The sequence below is a fragment of the Uliginosibacterium flavum genome (genome assembly GCF_040566545.1).
GTDB classification, from domain to species: Bacteria; Pseudomonadota; Gammaproteobacteria; order Burkholderiales; family Rhodocyclaceae; genus Uliginosibacterium; species Uliginosibacterium flavum.
Window position 1 is genome coordinate 281,249 of record NZ_JBEWZI010000003.1, and the last position, 17,197, is coordinate 298,445.

14 protein-coding genes and 1 pseudogene are annotated in these 17,197 nt (G+C 62.8%); 4 read left to right on the top strand and 11 right to left on the bottom strand.

What is annotated here, in order from left to right:
- Positions 1-4: 4 nt before the first annotated feature.
- From ABXR19_RS04650 to ABXR19_RS04665, 4 genes are read right to left on the bottom strand one after another with little or no spacing between them, the layout of a single operon-like run.
- Positions 5-961 (bottom strand): CapA family protein, encoded by a 957-nt coding sequence (locus tag ABXR19_RS04650; RefSeq protein ID WP_354599927.1) that lies wholly within the window; start codon positions 959-961, stop codon positions 5-7.
- Positions 958-1,353: a hypothetical protein gene (locus tag ABXR19_RS04655; RefSeq protein WP_354599928.1), complete on the bottom strand. Its 396-nt coding sequence runs from the start codon at positions 1,351-1,353 to the stop codon at positions 958-960. The genes ABXR19_RS04650 and ABXR19_RS04655 overlap by 4 nt, the downstream gene beginning before the upstream one ends.
- A complete protein-coding gene (locus ABXR19_RS04660) occupies positions 1,350-1,823 on the bottom strand; it encodes a cyanophycin metabolism-associated DUF1854 family protein (RefSeq protein ID WP_354599929.1) in 474 nt (157 codons plus the stop codon). Before ABXR19_RS04660 ends, ABXR19_RS04655 begins: the two co-directional genes overlap by 4 nt.
- Positions 1,820-4,072: a cyanophycin metabolism-associated ABC transporter gene (locus ABXR19_RS04665; RefSeq protein ID WP_354599930.1), complete on the bottom strand. Its 2,253-nt coding sequence runs from the start codon at positions 4,070-4,072 to the stop codon at positions 1,820-1,822. The genes ABXR19_RS04660 and ABXR19_RS04665 overlap by 4 nt, the downstream gene beginning before the upstream one ends.
- Before the next feature lie 396 nt (positions 4,073-4,468).
- Here ABXR19_RS04665 and ABXR19_RS04670 point away from each other — a divergent pair, with 396 nt between their 5' ends.
- Complete coding sequence (locus ABXR19_RS04670; RefSeq protein ID WP_354599931.1) at positions 4,469-6,619, top strand: cyanophycin synthetase; 2,151 nt, start codon at positions 4,469-4,471, stop codon at positions 6,617-6,619.
- A 28-nt stretch (positions 6,620-6,647) separates the two neighbouring features.
- Positions 6,648-9,221: a cyanophycin synthetase gene (cphA, locus tag ABXR19_RS04675; RefSeq protein WP_354599932.1), complete on the top strand. Its 2,574-nt coding sequence runs from the start codon at positions 6,648-6,650 to the stop codon at positions 9,219-9,221.
- Positions 9,222-9,485: 264 nt separating this feature from the next.
- On the opposite strand, the gene ABXR19_RS04680 is transcribed toward cphA, so the two are convergent.
- The 3 genes from ABXR19_RS04680 to ABXR19_RS04690 form a co-directional block, all read right to left on the bottom strand.
- On the bottom strand, positions 9,486-10,148 hold the full coding sequence (locus tag ABXR19_RS04680; protein WP_354599933.1) for a hypothetical protein: 663 nt from the start codon (positions 10,146-10,148) through the stop codon (positions 9,486-9,488).
- 139 nt (positions 10,149-10,287) lie between these two features.
- Complete coding sequence (locus ABXR19_RS04685; RefSeq protein ID WP_354599934.1) at positions 10,288-11,226, bottom strand: Nudix family hydrolase; 939 nt, start codon at positions 11,224-11,226, stop codon at positions 10,288-10,290.
- A 94-nt stretch (positions 11,227-11,320) separates the two neighbouring features.
- Positions 11,321-12,193: an ATP-binding protein gene (locus ABXR19_RS04690; RefSeq protein ID WP_354599935.1), complete on the bottom strand. Its 873-nt coding sequence runs from the start codon at positions 12,191-12,193 to the stop codon at positions 11,321-11,323.
- Between the two features lie 69 nt (positions 12,194-12,262).
- Between ABXR19_RS04690 and mltA the strand changes: the two genes are divergently transcribed.
- Positions 12,263-13,534 carry a murein transglycosylase A gene (gene mltA, locus ABXR19_RS04695; RefSeq protein ID WP_354599936.1) on the top strand — a complete coding sequence of 424 codons (1,272 nt, stop codon included), beginning with the start codon at positions 12,263-12,265 and terminating at the stop codon, positions 13,532-13,534.
- Positions 13,535-13,825: 291 nt separating this feature from the next.
- Positions 13,826-14,395: an isochorismatase family protein gene (locus ABXR19_RS04700; RefSeq protein WP_354599937.1), complete on the top strand. Its 570-nt coding sequence runs from the start codon at positions 13,826-13,828 to the stop codon at positions 14,393-14,395.
- Between the two features lie 199 nt (positions 14,396-14,594).
- On the opposite strand, the gene ABXR19_RS04705 is transcribed toward ABXR19_RS04700, so the two are convergent.
- The 4 genes and pseudogenes from ABXR19_RS04705 to ABXR19_RS04715 form a co-directional block, all read right to left on the bottom strand.
- On the bottom strand, positions 14,595-15,332 hold the full coding sequence (locus tag ABXR19_RS04705) for an ABC transporter ATP-binding protein (RefSeq protein WP_354599938.1): 738 nt from the start codon (positions 15,330-15,332) through the stop codon (positions 14,595-14,597).
- A complete protein-coding gene (locus ABXR19_RS19675) occupies positions 15,322-15,549 on the bottom strand; it encodes an ABC transporter ATP-binding protein C-terminal domain-containing protein (protein ID WP_435594298.1) in 228 nt (75 codons plus the stop codon). The genes ABXR19_RS04705 and ABXR19_RS19675 overlap by 11 nt, the downstream gene beginning before the upstream one ends.
- An 18-nt stretch (positions 15,550-15,567) precedes the next feature.
- Positions 15,568-16,026: pseudogene (locus tag ABXR19_RS19680) on the bottom strand (ABC transporter ATP-binding protein); the annotation flags it as partial.
- A 68-nt stretch (positions 16,027-16,094) separates the two neighbouring features.
- Positions 16,095-17,195, bottom strand: coding sequence for an ABC transporter permease subunit (locus tag ABXR19_RS04715; protein WP_354599940.1), 1,101 nt, complete (start codon positions 17,193-17,195; stop codon positions 16,095-16,097).
- Positions 17,196-17,197: the final 2 nt, after the last annotated feature.

A 17,197-nucleotide genomic window follows, 5' to 3' on the forward strand; every position in this document is an offset into this window, starting at 1 on the left:
CTTGCTAGCGAATGGCGCAGAGGCTCACAGCCTTGTCCCCGCGCTTGCCGCAAGGCGTCTGCGCATCGAGGGCTGGATGCGGCACGCCCTCGTCATTCATGCGCGCTTCGACCGTGTCCCAGTGGGCCACGCCCTGCTTGTCCAGCGTCAGGCGCAACAGCCAGCCAGTGCGGCCAGGTGCGGCTTTGAAGCCGTCGAAGACGAAGTTGCCGAGGCTGTAGATGATGGGTTTACCGCGATAAATGTCCGCGCCCTGGGTTCGGTGCGGGTGACTGCCGACCACCGCGTCGGCGCCAGCGTCGATCAGTTTGCGGGCGAATGTGCGCAGACGCTGTGTCGGCTCGGGCTCGTTCTCCCAGCCCCAGTGCATGAAGGGGATTACCAGATCAGCGCCGGCCTTGCGTGCGGCGCGGATGTCGGCGATGACCTGACTGTCTTCCGACCAGGCGATGCCGGGCCAGGTGGGGCCGGCTTCGAAGCTGCGCGGTTTGTATTCGTTGTAGCCGAGCACGGCGATCTTCAGCCCCTTTTGCGTGATCCATAGCGGCGCATGCGCCTCGGCCAGATTCTTGCCGCCGCCGAAATGCCGGATACCCGCCGCATCGAGCAGCTGCATGGTCTCGACAAAGGCTGCCTGACCGTAATCGCCAGAGTGGTTGTTGGCCAGCGACACGGCATCGAAGCGCCCCTGCAGGTGCTTGATTACGCCTGGCGCGGAGCGGAAAGTCACCATCTTGCTGGCATTGGGTTTGCCACCGGTGGCGACCGGGGTTTCGAGATTGCCGATGCGGTAGTCGGCCGCCTTCAGAATCGCGGCAAAGGGGGCCAGGGGATCTTCACCGCGCGCAATGACTTGGCCCGGGCCATCGTCGAGCATGAGGTCGCCGGCGAAAAGGAGGGTGAGCGTTTCGGCGTGGACAGAGCCGCTGATCAGCAGCAGACAGAGCAAGAGGTGTTTCATCGCGAGCCCTCCCGGGGCTGCTGGATTTCGCACCAGTATTCCAGCTCACTGTCGCGCACGGGTTCATACACGCGCTGTTCGCCGGTGAAACCATATTGGCCGCGCGAACGCGTGGCGGCCGGATGCGGATAGGTGGCCTGATGCACCAGTGCCGGGCCATCGGGATGATCGACCCAGGTGTAGAGCTTGACGGCACCCGGCTCGAAAACCGGGCGGAACAGGAAGTAGGAGCCGATAGCCAGAGGTTCGAGTTCGTAGCGTGCGGTGACGTCGTGCCGGGGTGTGCGCAGGGTTTTGGTTTCGCCGCCGTAGCTGTAGTGGCAGAGCAGTTGCGGCGCGGCCTGCGCGCTCTGGATGAGCAGCCCGCAGGCGAGGATGACAATCCGTCTCACAGGAAACGATCCAGCAGCTTGCGCGAGTGGCGATCCAGTTCGCTGAGCTGGCGGATCATGAACTGGATGCCATGCGCATCAGCGACGAGCAGGATGCCGCCGGGCAGACGGCGGATGTCTTCTTCGCCCTTGAGGATAAAGCTGGCTTCACCGCGATCCGTTTCTACCGTCCAGGTGCTGGGGGTGGCGAAGCTGGAGACCTTGATCAGGCGCTGGATCTGCGGCATGAATTCGCGCGTGGCGAGTTCTTCCTCGATGAGCTGGCGCACGGCCGGCGGCAGCTCGTCGAGTTGTTCGACCCAGACGATTTCGTGCCCATCCTGACCCATTAGCGAGATGCCTTCGGTGGGGGCCGAAATCGGGCTGGCGCGCACCGGCACGACGTTGTCGTGAGTGAGGCCGTTGGCGTCGGTCAGGCTGAGATGGCCGAAGTCGTTGCGTTGCAGAGTGAAGTTGATGGCCGTGCTCATGCTTCGGCTCCTTCGGTCAGGGTTTGTTCAGCGTTGCGCAACTGGGCCTGATACAGGCGCCAGTAAGCGCCCTCGGCGGCCATGAGCTCATCGTGGTTGCCGACTTCGACGATCTCGCCTCTATCCATGACGACTAGGCGGTCGGCCTTGCGCAGGGTCGACAGGCGGTGGGCAATCGCGATGGTGGTGCGGCCCTGTACGAGGTTGTCGAGCGCGCGCTGGATTTCCTTCTCGGTCTCGGTATCCACGGCGGAGGTGGCTTCATCCATGATCAGGATGCGCGGGTCGATCAGCAGCGCCCGGGCAATCGACACGCGCTGGCGCTCGCCACCGGACAGGCCTTGGCCGCGCTCGCCGACGATGGAGTCATATCCCAGCGGCAAACGCAGGATGAATTCGTGAGCGTGGGCAGCGCGTGCGGCGGCGATAATCTCGGCGCGGCTTGCGTCCGGCTTGCCGTAGGCAATGTTTTCGGCAATCGTGCCGAAGAACAGGAAAGGCTCCTGCAGCACCAGGCCGATGTTGCGGCGGAAGTCGGCAATGGCGACGCTGCGGATATCCACGCCGTCGATCATGATTGCGCCCTCAGACACATCGTAGAATCGGCAGATCAGATTTACCAGCGTGCTCTTGCCCGAGCCGCTGTGACCGACCAGGCCGATCATCTCGCCGGGCTTGATGTCCAGCGACAGGCCTCGAATCACCGAGCGGTTGCCGTAGCGGAAGCCCACGTCGCGCAGGGCGATGTTGCCTTGCACGCGTGGCAGGGCGACCGGCTTGACGGGTTCCGGCACGCTGGAGACGTGATCGAGAATGTCAAAGATACGCTTGGCGCCGGCGGCGGCTTTCTGCGTGACCGAAACGATGCGGCTCATCGAATCCAGGCGTGCGTAGAAGCGTCCAATGTAGGCGAGGAAAGCGACCAGCACACCGACCGAGATGTCATTGTGCGAGACCTGCCAGATGCCGAAGGCCCACACCACCAGCAGGCCGAGTTCGGTCAGCAGGGTGACGCTGGGCGAGAACAGTGACCAGGTCTTGTTGATTTTGTCGTTGACCGCCAGGTTGTGCGCATTGGCTTCGCGGAAACGCTGGGTTTCGCGCTTTTCCTGCGCGAAGGCCTTGACCACGCGGATGCCGGGGATGGTGTCGGCAAGGATGTTGGTGACTTCGCCCCACACCCGGTCGATCTTCTCGAAGCCGGTGCGCAAACGGTCGCGCACCACATGGATCATCCACATGATCAGCGGCAGGGGCAGCAGGGTGACGATGGCCAGCCAGTGATTGATCGAAAACAGGATTGCCGTCGTCATACCGATCATCAGCACGTCGGTGATGAAATCCAGCGCGTGCAGCGACAGGAAGACGCTGATCCGGTCGGATTCCGAACCGATGCGCGCCATCAGATCCCCGGTGCGCTTGCCGCCGAAGTACTCCAGCGAGAGCTTCATCAGGTGTTCGTAGGTGCTGGTACGCAGATCGGCCGAGATGCGTTCGGACACCAGCGCGAGGATGTAGGTTTTGGCCCAGCCCAACAGCCAGGACAGCATGGCGGCACCGAACAGGCCGCCGAGCAACATGATTTCCAGCTGAGTATTGATGGGTTGGCCGTTCTGGTAGGGGATCAGCACCTTGTCCATCAGCGGCATGGTCAGGTAGGGCGGCACCAGCGTGGCGGCCGTCGCGCCGGTCATCAGGGCGAAACCGGAAATCAGCTGCCAGCGGTAGGGCTTGGCAAAGCGCCACAGGCGGAATAGCGTCCAGGTCGAGGGCGCCTCGTGCAGTTCGCGGGCGCAGATCGGGCATTCGTCTTCGCCCGGTGGCAGCGGGGCCTTGCAGCTGTCGCAGACTTCTTCCTCTGCCACGGCCGGCGGCTGGCCGGTGCGCAGGGATTCAATCTGGCGCTCGAATTCGCCGAGCACGCGCAGGGCGGCGAGGTTCTGATTCAGCGTGAAGCGCCAGTTGGCGAGGCGCCCGCTGGCGTCGACCAATTCCAGACAGCCCACGCCGGCGTGATCCGTGTGGCGCAATTCAAGCTGCGGCGCCAGCGCCCAGCTCTGAGCCTGCGTGCGGGATGTGCAGGCGACGAGGCGCCGGGCGGTGATCAGCAGCAGGCCGGGGGCGAACTGCAGGCGCGCATCCAGATCCAGCTCCAGCCAGGCCAGCACAGGTTCGTCTGCGCTCAGTTGCGCGGCGGTATCAGTGCGCCAGCGTTCAGGCAGGCTATTGTCGGTAATCACAGGCAGCATCAGGGCTCACTTGATAAGAAAGTCGTGGGGTGACTCTCAGGGCTTCCCTCACCCGCGTGCGGGAGGGGGTTTTGAAAATAGAAAAACGGGCAGAACTCTTATACTTCAGCGGCGTGCCTATTCCTGTTTTGTCAGCTTGATGCCAGCTTCTGGCCGCTGAATTGGGGCCGATTCCGGGCCGAAGTCCGTTAAACTCCTGCCTGCGAAGTCAGGGCACGCCAGCCTCACATGATAAACGTTGCGGGCCGCTTGCTGGCAGTGATCCATCCGCCAGTGAAATGATCTGTATCGTGTGAAGCCGATGCCTGATGACGCATAATCCGCGCGCCGACGCAGGCCCGCTCGTGAAGCTGCCGGTTTGATGCGTGACGGCACACGCCCGAAATTTGCGACAACATGACCAAAGACATTCGAATCCTTGATGTACTGCATCTGCGCGGTCCCAACATCTGGACGTATCGCCCGGCCATTGAAGCCCGGGTTGATATCGGCGAACTGGAGGAGTGCCCCTCCAACACCATCCCCGGGTTTTACGAACGCCTTTCGGGCCTCTTGCCCGGCCTGATCGAACATACCTGCAGCTACGGTGAGCGTGGCGGTTTCCTGCGCCGCGTGCAGGAAGGCACCTGGCCCGCGCACATTCTCGAACACGTCACCCTGGAACTGCAGACGCAGGCCGGCCAGCGCACCAGCTTTGGCAAGGCGCGCAGCACTTCGCAGCGCGGCGTCTACAAGGTCGCCGTGCGTTCGCGCCACAAGGAAGTCACCCTCGCCTGCCTGAACGCTGCGCGCGATCTGGTCATGGCCGCCATCGAAGACAAGCCCTTCGACGTGCCGGCGACGGTCGCACGTCTGCACGAACTAGCCGATTCCCTGTGTCTGGGCCCGAGCACGGCCTGCATCGTCGATGCGGCCACCGACAGCAATATCCCCTCGATTCGCCTTACCGACGGCAATCTGGTCCAGCTCGGCCACGGCGTGCATCAGCGCCGGGTGTGGACTGCCGAGACCGACCGTACCAGTGCGATTGCCGAGAGTATCGCCAGTGACAAGGATCTGACCAAGAGCTTGCTGGTGCCCTGCGGTGTGCCGGTGCCCGAAGGCCAGGTTGTGAACAGCCCGGCAGCAGCCTGGGAGGCTGCGCAGGATATCGGCCTGCCGGTGGTGGTGAAGCCGTCCGATGCCAATCACGGGCGTGGCATCTCGCTGGAGCTGATGACCCAGGCCGAAGTCGAGGCCGCCTATCCGGTAGCCGATGCCGAAGGCAGCGAAGTGATCGTCGAGCGCTTCATCCGGGGTTGCGAACATCGCCTGCTGGTAGTCGGTGGCAAGCTCGTGGCGGCCGCACGCGGCGAACACACCTTGATTAGCGGCGATGGCAAGGCGACGGTTGCCGAACTCATCGAGTCCCAACTCAACAGCGACCCGCGTCGCGGCGAGGCCGAACAGTTCCCGCTTGACCGCATCGTGCTGGAACGCAATCCCACGATTCAGCTCTTGCTGGAACGTCAGGGCGTGACTGGCCAGTCAGTGCTGGCGGCCGGCCAGAAAATCACCATTGAGCGCAATGGCAATGTTGCCAATGACTGTACCGATGAAGTGCACCCCGAAGTCGCTGCCGCTGCCGTGCTGGCTGCGCGCATCATCAATCTGGATATCGCCGGGATTGATCTGGTGACCGAAGACATCTCCCTGCCGCTGGAAAAAACCGGTGGCGCGATTGTCGAAGTGAATGCCGGCCCTGGCTTGCTGATGCACCTGAAGCCGGCGACCGGCAAGGCGCGTCCGGTGGGCGAGGCGATTGTGGCGCACCTGTTTCCGGGCGAAGCCAATGACGGCCGCATTCCCATCGTAGGCGTGGCCGGTTGTGACGACACCACCCGCGTGGCGCGTCAGATCGGCTGGCAGTTGCACATGGGCGGCTATCACGCCGGGCTGGCCTGCCGTGATGGCCTGTTTCTGGATCAGCGTGCGGTTGAGAAAACCGACTGTGCCCACTGGCAGGCCGGCCAGCGCCTGTTGATGAATCGCACAGTGGATGCCGCGGTGTTTGAAACTCCGCTGGCAAGTATTCTGGGTGAAGGCTTGCCTTATGACCGTTGTCAGGTCGGCGTCGTTACCAGCATTCGCGCATCGACCGAGCTGGAACGCTTCGATATCCGTGATGCCGATCAGGTGCGCAATGTGGTGCGTACCCAGGTGGATGTGGTGATGAGCAGCGGCGCAGCGGTGTTGAACGCCGATGATGCGCAGGTCGCCGGTCTGGCGGAGTTGTGCGACGGCGAGGTGATTTTCTACGCCTTGTCATGTGAAGTGGATGTCATGGCCGCACATCTGGCCGCTGGCGGGCGGGCGGTGTACGTGCGTGATGGCAGCGTCGTGCTGGCGACGGGGGCGAGCGAGCAAAGGCTGGCGGCGCGCGTGGCGCACCCGGCCAATGCCCTGTCGGCGGAACTGGCTGCAGTGGCGGCAGCCTGGGCGCTGGGCATCTCGCCGGATCTGATCAGCAGTGCCATCGAAAGTTTCGAATCCAGCCTGAGCCACTGAGCCAGGCCAACAACAGGAATACGATTCAATGGAAGTCACCCGTATCCGGGCACTGCGCGGTCCCAATCTGTGGAGTCGCCACACGGCCATCGAGGCCATCGTTACCTGCACGCCGACCGAGTGCCTGCTAGCCAATCTGCCGGAGTTTGATGGCCGCTTGCGCGAGCTGTTTCCGCAGATCGGCGCGATCCGCTCGACTGCACACGAAGATGGCCTGTCGATGGCTCATGCGCTGGAATATGCGGCGCTTGGTTTGCAGGCGCAGTCGGGTTGCCCGGTTACCTTCAGCCGCACCACCGCGACGACTGAAGCGGGCGTGTACCTGGTCGTAGTCGAATACAGCGAAGAAGTTGTTGGCCGTCTGGCTTTCGAGCTGGCCGAAGCCTTGTGTGCCGCCGCTGCCGGCACGGGCGATTTCGATGCGCAGGCCGCGCTGGATCGTTTGCGCGAACTGGATGAAGACGAGCGTCTGGGGCCCTCGACCGGCTCCATCGTATACGCCGCCGTGGCGCACAACATCCCCTTCCGCCGCCTGACTTCCGGCAGCCTCGTGCAGTTCGGCTGGGGCAGCAAACAGCGCCGCATCCAGGCCGCCGAGATTGATTCCACCAGTGCGATTGCCGAATCCATCGCGCAGGATAAAGATCTGACCAAGAAGCTGCTTGAGGCCGCCGGAGCTCCGGTGCCGAAAGGTCGTCCGGTCACTGATTTTGCTGATGCCTGTGCTGCCGCCGATGAGATCGGTTTTCCGGTGGTGGTCAAGCCGCAGGACGGCAATCAGGGCAAGGGCATCACGGTGAACATCGCCAACCGCGCAGGCCTGGAATTGGCCTATCGCGTGGCCTGCGAATTCAGCGATGAAATCCTTGTCGAGAAATACTTGCCGGGCCATGACTTCCGCATGCTCGTGGTGGGCGACAAGCTGGTTGCCGCCGCGCGGCGCGAGCCGCCGCTGGTGATCGGCGATGGCGTGCACACCGTGCGCGCGCTGGTCGAGGAAGTGAATAAAGATCCGCGCCGGGGCGTCGGTCATGCGACCTCGCTGACCAAGATCCGTTTCGACGAGATTGCCCTTGCACGTCTCGCCGATCAGGGCCTGAACGCCGAGTCCGTACCGACCAAAGGCCAGCGCGTGATCCTGCGCAACAACGCCAATCTGTCCACCGGTGGCTCGGCCACTGACGTGACTGACGACGTGCACCCCGACATGGCCGCGCGTGCCGTGGCTGCGGCCCAGATGGTCGGGCTGGACATCTGCGGCGTCGATATCGTCTGCGACAGCGTGCTGCGTCCGCTTGAAGATCAGGCCGGCGGCATCGTCGAAGTGAACGCCGCGCCCGGCTTACGCATGCACCTCTCGCCGTCCTACGGCAAGGGCCGCAACGTGGGCGAGGCAGTGATCTCGACCATGTTCGCCCCCGGTGATGACGGTCGCATTCCAGTGGTGGCTGTTACCGGCACCAACGGCAAGACCACCACCGTGCGCCTGATCGCTCACCTGCTCAGCAAGAGCGGCCTGCGCACAGGCATGACCAATACCGATGGCGTGTACATCGAAGGCAAGCGCATCGACAGCGGCGATTGCAGCGGCCCGCGCAGTGCGCGCAACGTGCTGCTGCACCCGTATGCCGACGCCGCCGTCTTCGAAACCGCGCGTGGCGGCCTGCTGCGCGAAGGCCTCGCCTTTGATCGTTGCAAGGTCGCCGTGGTTACCAACATTGGCATGGGCGATCACCTGGGGCTGAACTACATCACCACCCTCGACGATCTGGCCGTGCTCAAGCGCGTGATCGTGCAGAACGTGGCCGACAATGGTTACGCCGTGCTCAACGCCGCTGACCCGATTGTTGCCGGCATGGCCGCCAACTGTCCGGGTGGCGTGATCTTCTTCGCCGCCGACCGTAATCACCCTGTCATGGCCACGCATCGTGCCCAGGGCAAGCGCGTCGTGTATGTCGAGAACGACGCCATTGTCGTCACCGAAGGCAAAATGTCGCAACGCATCTCTCTGGCCGGCGTGCCGATCACCCACAATGGCACGATCAGCTTCCAGGTCGAAAACGTCATGGCTTCGGTCGCCGCGGCCTGGGCCGTGGGTTTGAGCTGGGATGCGATCCGCACCGGTCTCGCCAGTTTCGTCAATGATTCCGACAATGCTCCGGGCCGCTTCAACGTCTTCGATTACAAGGGCAGCACCGTCATCGCTGACTACGGCCACAATCCGGATGCCATGCTCGCGCTGGTGCGCGCCGTCGAAGGCATGCCCGCCAAGCGTCGCTCGGTGGTGATTTCCGGTGCCGGTGACCGGCGTGATGAAGACATCCGCCAGCAGACCGAAATCCTCGGCGCCGCATTTGACAGCGTCATCCTCTATCAGGACGCCTGCCAGCGCGGCCGTGCCGATGGCGAAGTGATCGGCCTGCTGCGCGCGGGCCTCGCAGGAGCCAATCGCACCAGCGTGGTCGAGGAAATCAACGGCGAATTCATCGCCATCGACCGCGCCCTGGAGCAGTTGAATCCGGGCGATCTGTGCCTGATCCTGATTGATCAGGTGGAGGAAGCGCTGGCGCATATCGCCAAGCGGGTGGCTGACGCAGGTTGAGTGGATTTGTGCTGATGAAAAAGGGCGACCCAGTGGTCGCCCTTTTTTATGGAGTGGCCAGTGCTCGCGAATCTGCAGTAAATGGACGCAGTTTTCGATTTCTGGGCTACTTGCTCGTAGAGCGTCGCGGGGCTTGGTTCTGTGGAATGGGTGCCGGCAGAGCAAGGCTGGGTGCGGCTCTGCGAGGTGTTCTCCGAAATTTTCAGATAGCGATCAGCGAGCGTGGTTTTCGACCTACTTCGGAAATGGTTTGGCGTAGTCTCGTTAAAGAGTGCGATTAAGGGATTGGCCAAGGCCAATGGTTCCGTTCTTGAGATCAATGACTCCCTGTAGGAACTCATTAGCCCAGCAGGCTTGATATCGAGTGTCACGATACTCAAAAGCCCCTATCTTGATGCCAACTACGTTGTCTACAAAAGAAATGGCAACTTGGTGTTGGACAAGCTGTCTATGTTTGATGGTGTTGGTAAAAGCGGACGTGTATTTGAACCAATGTGACGAAAGCAATTCCTCAAACTTTGTTTTGAGCTCGCCATTCGGCAATTTCGCGGCAACTTTTTGGGGGGTGCAATCTGCAACGTCGATGCTACTTTCAAGCGAGATGCGATTGACCAGCTGAGCGAAGTTTTCAAGCAGGCTGCGGGCGGTGTGGATGCAACTAATTAGATTTGCCTCGCTGACAACATTCGCGCAGTGGAATTTTTCTCGCCGATCTGAGCAACCGAGGATTAGCATCAAGTTGTCTACCCCCTGTGGTTCCTCATAATTGAGAATGCCTTTCAGGGCGTCGCGTGCGGTGACCATGTGATACTCAAAGATCGAATTGTTGCGATTTACTGAATCAATCAGTTCGAGCGTAAGTCGATCGGCATTCCGTTGAGAGTGGATATACGTGCGTAGTTCTTTGAGGTTCCAGGCTGTGCTCATGGTTGCAACGCCTAACTTGTTATAGGGAAGGGGTTTGCCTTTAATTATCGGCGCGTGCTTAGGTTCGGGCAGTATGAGTCGGAAGCTTCCGGAGCATTTTCACCTTAGGTTATTTTTGGTCGGACTCTGTTGGATATGATCAGACGCCCCAAGCCCCGCGAATCATCGCCATACCGTGCGCGCCATGCGCGCGGGCGATGTTCATGTCATCCGGGCCGAGGCCGCCGATGGCGAGCACCGGCATCGGCAGATCGGCGGTGAGCTCGGCGAAACGCGCCCAGCCCAGGTCGGGCTGGCCGGCGTGGCTGGGGGTTTGCTGGACGTGGCCGAGCAGGGCGTAGTCCAGGCCGAGTTCGGCGGCTTTTTCCAGCTCGGCGCGGGTGTGGCAGGAGGCGCCGACCCATTCGCCATCCGGGCGGCTGGTGAGCTGCATCAGCAGGCGTGCGGGCAAATGCAGGCTGTCCGGAGAGGCGCTGCCAGCGGCGATCTCCGCGGCATTGATGCTGCAGAGCGCGCCCACCTTGGCGCAGCGGGCTTGCACCTCGCGGATGAAGACTGCGCGCGGCGCTTCGGGCATGTCCGGTTCGCGCACCTGCACCCAAGCGAGGCCATTGGCCAGTGCACGATCCAGCGCCGTCAGCTGCGCGGCAACGCCGATCTGTGCAGCCTGAGTCACGCCCATCACGCGTGGCAGGCGCAGGGCCTTGAGGATCGGGCCGTTGGCCGGCAGCATCGGGCCGACCTCCAGCGCATCGGCCTGTTGCCAGGTCAGCGCGCTGTGCACGTGGCCGTTCGGCTCGCCACTCCACTGCGGGACTTCGAAAAAATGCAGATGCACGTGGGCATGTTCATACACATGCTCGCGGGTGAGCCAGGGGTTGGCAACTTCGACCTCGATGCCCAACTCTTCGCGCAGCTCGCGCAGCAGCGCTTCGCACGGCGACTCGCCCGCTTCGACCTTGCCGCCGGGGAATTCCCAGTAGCCGGGATAGAAGGTGTCTGGTGCGCGTTGGCCGAGGAGAAAACTGCCGTCCGGGCGGGTGATGACGGCGGCGGCGACGTGGGTGATTTTTTTCATGGTGAATGTGTAGGGTGCGCACTGCGCACCGCTTGTCATGGGTTTGAGGCCGAGTCGGCGTGCGCGGTGCGCACCCTACAAGGCTGGAGGATTTTCATTGCTGCTCAAGCCGCCCTGCAAAATCCCGCGCAAACTGCCAGGCCACGCGCCCCGTGCGCGAGGCGCGCAGTTGCGACCAGAGCAGGGCTTCGGCGCGGATGGCCTCGTCCCACGCAGCCAGATCGACGCCGAAGCTGCCTAGCCAGTGGCGCACGATGGCGAGATATTCGTCTTGGTTGAAGCTGTAGAAGCTGACCCACAGACCGAAGCGATCGGACAATGAGACCTTTTCTTCCACGGCCTCGCCGGGGTGAATTTCGCCGTTGCCGTGGCGCGCGCCGAGGTTGTCGGCCATGTATTCCGGCATCAGGTGGCGGCGGTTGCTGGTGGCGTAGATCAGGACGTTGTCGGGCACGGCGGCGAAGCTGCCGTCGAGCACGCTCTTGAGTGCCTTGTAGGCCGGCTCGCCATCCTCGAATGAGAGGTCGTCGCAGAACAGGATGAAGCGCTCGGGCCGTTCGGCAACGAGTTCGACGATGTGTGGCAGATCGATCAGATCGGTCTTGTCGACTTCGATCACGCGCAGGCCCTGATCGGCGTATTCCGTCAGCACGGCGCGCACCAAGGAGCTTTTCCCCGTCCCGCGTGCGCCGGTCAACAGCACGTTGTTGGCGTGACGCCCGGCGACGAACTGGCGCGTGTTGGCGTCGACGCGGGCTTTCTGTTCGGCGATGTCCTGCAGGTCGCTGAGGCGGATGCTGTGCAAATGATGCAGCGGCTCCAGCCAGCCACGGCCCTGACGCGTGCGCCAACGATGTGCCAGTGCCGTCCAGTCGGGCGCGGGCGGGGCGGGTGGCAGCAGGGCTTCGAAGTGGGTCAGGACGTGTTCGGCGCGGACCAGCAGGCGTTCGAGATCGGGAGAAATCATTGCGTGAGCTTTCCGGAACCGGGGAGGCGACCAGTATACTTGCTCCTCCGGTAGATGAGGGCGGCAGGCATGAAGCAGATTCTGGCAGGGATGGTGTTGGCGTTATTGGCGGCTTGCACGTTGCAGACTTATCCGGGGGTGAAGGAGGCGCCGGTGGCGCCGGAGTCCGCGCCGCAGCCGGCGCAAAGCGCGCCGACTTGCCCGGTGTGCCCTGTGCCGCCCAAGCCTGAGGTGCCGGGCCCGGCCGCGTCGGCGCCCACTCCGCCACCACCCGCAGCGCCCTTCAGCGCGGCACAGTGGAGCGAGTTGCCTGACTGGTCGCGCGACAAACTAGATGAAGCCTGGCCGGGCCTGCTCGCCTCTTGCAAGGCGATGCGTCAGCCTGAGGTGAAAGCGGCATGGATGCTGGTATGCGAGGCTGCGCAGGCGCTGGGCAGCAAACCCTCCACCGCGCAGGTGCGCAGCTTCCTCGAAACCTGGCTGGCGCCGCAGCAGATCGTGAATGCCGATGGCGGGCGCGAAGGTTTGATCACCGGATATTACGAGCCGCTGATGCATGGCAGCCGCTGGAAGAGCGCGAAGAATCCGGTGCCGGTGCATGGTGTGCCGGAAGACATGCTGCAGCTGGACCTGGCCGAGGTGTATCCGGAAACCAAGGGCCTGCGTCTGCGTGGTCGCGTCGAGGGGCGCAAGGTGCTGCCTTACTGGTCGCGTGCGCAGATCGAATCACAGGGCGAGACTTTTGCCGCCAAAACCCTGCTGTGGGTGAATGATCCGGTCGAATTCTTCTTCCTGCAGGTGCAGGGCTCGGGTCAGGTGCAACTGGCCGATGGCTCGCGCGTGCGCATCGCCTATGCCGACCAGAATGGCCATCCCTACAAATCGATTGGCCGTTGGCTGATCGACAAGGGTGAGCTGACGCTGGCGCAGGCCGGCATGGTAGGCATCCAGAACTGGGCGCGGGCCAATCCGCAGCGCCTGTCCGAGTTACTGAACGCCAACCCCAGCTACGTGTTTTTCCGCGAGGAATCCGCCAACGGCGAGGGGCCGAAAGGCTCGCTGGGCGTGCCGCTGACGGCAGGCCGGGCGATTGCCGTGGATACGCGCATGGTGCCGCTGGGCGCGCCGGTGTTCATCAGTTTTGCACTGCCGGATGGCAAGCCGATGCAGCGCATGGTGCTGGCGCAGGACACCGGCGGGGCGATCCGTGGCCGGGTGCGGGCGGATTTCTTCTGGGGTTTTGGTGCCGAGGCCGGCAAGCTCGCCGGCCAGATGCGCCAGCAAGGCCGCATGTGGCTGCTGTGGCCGAAGGGCGCGGCACTGCCGGTGGTGACGAACTAGCTGAAGATCTGTTTGGGGGCGGAATTCGGATCGTTCCCATGCTCTGGGTGGGAGCCATCAATCAGGTAGGACGGGCACTGACACCTCGCGACCTGCCTGGCTTAAGTCATCAGGCATAGCCGGGTTTGTCCGGGTCGTCGTAAAGCCTTTGCTGCAGAGGCTTTACGCGATGCGTTCTGCCATGAAGGTGGCACTGCCCGCTAGCGCTGGAATTGGGCAGATTGCGCGGGGATGGTCTTGATTGAAGTGTCTTCTCCGACTTCATCAATATCTGACAGTGACCCATTCATCATGTTTCCGCACCTGCCTGAACTCCTGAGTTTTGCCTTCCTGCAGTTGTTGTTTTTTCTGGCCTGGCTGGCCTGGCGGTCCTCAACCGGACGGCAGGGGCAGATCGGCCCGTACCGGCAGGCGCGCAAGGCGCTGGTGGTGCTGGAGCCCGCTGCGCAGCAGGGCGCGGTGCAGGCCCATCTGGCTGCGCATGTGGCCGCTGCACGGGATGCCGGGCTTGAGGTGGTGGGTGTGGAGAGCGCCGTGATGCGCGGCCCTTCAGCGGGCTGGAGTGGCAGGCTGCGGGCGATGGACTTCTCGGAGCAGGCGGCTTTGCCGATGTTCTACGTAACGGAAAAGGATGCGTTCGAGAGCGAGGAATTCGAGGCATTCCTGCTCGCTCTGAAAGTCGATGAGCTGTATCTGGCCGGCGGCGGGCCGGAGTTCGACATTCACCGCACGGCCCGCAGCGCGATGGTGCGCGGCTACAAGGTGAGCGTGCTGATCAATGCCATCGATGTGTATGGCGGGCCGGCGGCAATAGTGCCGGTGGAGCAGGCGCTGCATTATGTCGCAGGTCAGGCCGCCTGAAGAGCCGCTCCCAGATTGCTTCTCCGGAATGCATGCTTGCAGAGCCTTGCTGGGTGCGGCTGTGCAGGCAGGCCTCGAAATTGGCCATTCAGAGCCTGAGTGTTTTTCGGACAGCGCGACCCGATTTTCGTAGGGCCGACTTCAGTCGGCCACCCACGCTCGGCGTGCGACTGAAGTCGCACCTACAAGGCCGGCTTGATCAGGCCTCGACTTCGCCCAGATAGGCACTGCGGACCTTGGGGTCGTTCAGCAGGGCTTCGCCCGTACCGGAGAGGGTGATCAGGCCGCCATCCATGACGTAGCCGCGTTGCGAAAAGGCCAGCGCCAAGTTGGCATTCTGCTCCACCAGCAGGATGCTCATGCCTTCCTTCACCACGGTCTGGACGACTTCGAAGATCGTCTCGATGACCAGCGGGGCCAGGCCCATCGACGGTTCATCCAGCAGCAGCAGTTTCGGCCGCGACAGCAGCGCGCGGCCGATGGCGACCATCTGCTGTTCGCCGCCCGACAGGGTGCCGGCGACCTGGGCGAGGCGTTCCTTCACGCGCGGCAGCATGCTGAAGACGCGTTCCAGATCGGCTTCGATGCCCTCCTGATCGTCGCGCGTATAGGCGCCCATGCGCAGGTTTTCTTCCACCGTCAGGCGCGTGAAGATGCCGCGCCCTTCCGGCACCAGTGCGATCCCCTGACGCAGGCGCAAGTGCGTGGGCAGGGTGTTGATGTTCACGCCCTGATAGATCAGCTCGCCGCCCTTGGTCGGCAGGAGGCCGGCGATGGCGTTCAGGGTGGTGGTCTTGCCCGCGCCGTTGGCGCCGATCAGGCACACCAGCTCGCCGCTGCAGACTTCGAGATTGACACCCTTGACCGCCTGGATCTGGCCGTAGGCAATCTGCACATCCTTGAGTTGCAGGATGGGCGCTTTTTGTTCAGTGGCCATGGTGACCGCTCCCCAGATAGGCTTCGATGACGTCAGGATTTTTCTGGACCACGGCAGGCACATCTTCGGCGATTTTCTTGCCGAAATTCAGTACCGCCACGCGGTCGCACAGGCCCATCACCAGTTTCACGTCATGTTCGATCAGCAGCACGGTGACGCCATCCTGACGGATCGTCGAAATCAGCTCGCGCAGCTGGCCGGTTTCGGTGGCGTTCATGCCGGCCGCCGGTTCATCCAGGGCCAGCAGTTGCGGTTCGGTGGCCAGCGCCCGGGCGATTTCCAGACGGCGCTGATCGCCATAGGAGAGGTTGCGTGACACCGTTGTCGCGTGATGTTCGATGCCCACATAGCGCAGCATTTCGAAGGCGCGCTCGGTGATCAGGCGTTCTTCTTCGCGGGCGTGGCGGTTCTGGGTGAGGATGCCCCACAGGCTCGAATCCGAGCGCAGGTGGTGGCCGGCCATCACGTTTTCCAGCGCGGTCATTTCACGGAACAGGCGGATATTCTGGAAAGTGCGCGCAATACCGCGCGCCACCACCACATGTGGCGTGCCGGTTGGCAGTTCGCTGCCGGCAAAGATGAATTCGCCGCCATCCGGTGTGTAGGCGCCGGTCAGCACATTGAAGAGGGTGGTCTTGCCCGCACCGTTGGGGCCAATCAGGCCGTAGATCTCGCCTTTGCGGATGCTCAGCGAAACATCCGACAGCGCGGTGAGGCCGCCGAAGCGTTTGCTGATGTTCTGGGCTTCGAGCAGGCTGATACTCATTCCGTAACCCTCCCGGTCTTCGCCAGTTCAGGGCGGGAGTAGCGGGCATGGGCGGGCAGCAGACCGGCCGGGCGTAGCAGCATCATGAAGATCATGGCCAATGACAGCAGCAACATACGCAGCACTTCGGGGTCGAGAATCACCTGGCCGAAGACGGCTTGTTGCACCGGCAGGGCAACGCTGCGCAGGATTTCCGGCAGCAGCGACAGGGCGATGGCGCCGAGGATTACGCCGCCCAGATTGCCCATGCCGCCGAAGACGACCATGGTCAGAATGGCGATGGATTCCATCAGCGAGAAGGATTCCGGTGAGACGAAGCCCTGAAAACTGCCGAACAGGCCGCCGGCCACGCCGCCGAAAGTGGCGCCCATGGCGAAGGCCAGCAGCTTCATGTTGCGCGTGTTGATACCGATGGCCTTGGCCGCCAGTTCGTCATCGCGAATCGCCGCCCAGCCACGGCCGATACGCGAGACCTGCAAGCGGCGGATGACGATTACCGAGCCGACCACGAAGAGCAGGAAGACGTAATAGAACATCACCAGTGAATTGATCTTGAAGTTGTCGGTGATCGGGATATGGCGTGAAACATCCCAGCCGAACAGGTTCAGGGTGTCGAGCATGTTCACGCCCTGCGGCCCGTTGGTGATGTTGATCGGGTAATTCAGGTTGTTCATGAAAATGCGCACGATCTCGCCGAAACCCAGCGTGACGATGGCCAGATAATCCCCCCGCAGGCGCAGTACTGGCGCACCGAGGATCAGCCCGGCCAATGCGGCAAAGCCGGCGCCTGCCGGCAACACGAGCCAGAAGGGCAGATGCAGGCCGAAATGTGGCGAGGCGAGAAAGGCCCAGGTGTAGGCGCCCACCGCGTAGAAGGCGATGTAGCCCAGATCGAGCAGTCCGGCGAAGCCGACAACCAGATTCAGGCCCAGCGCCAGCATCACGTAGAGCAAGGCGAAATCCAGAATGCGCACCCAGGTGTTACCGACCATTGCGGCAATCAGCGGGGCGATCAGCATCAGCGCCAGCACCACGCCGCGTGCGGCCTTGGGGTTACGGCTACCGAGCCAGGGAATCGCGACAGCGAGTTCGTTCATAT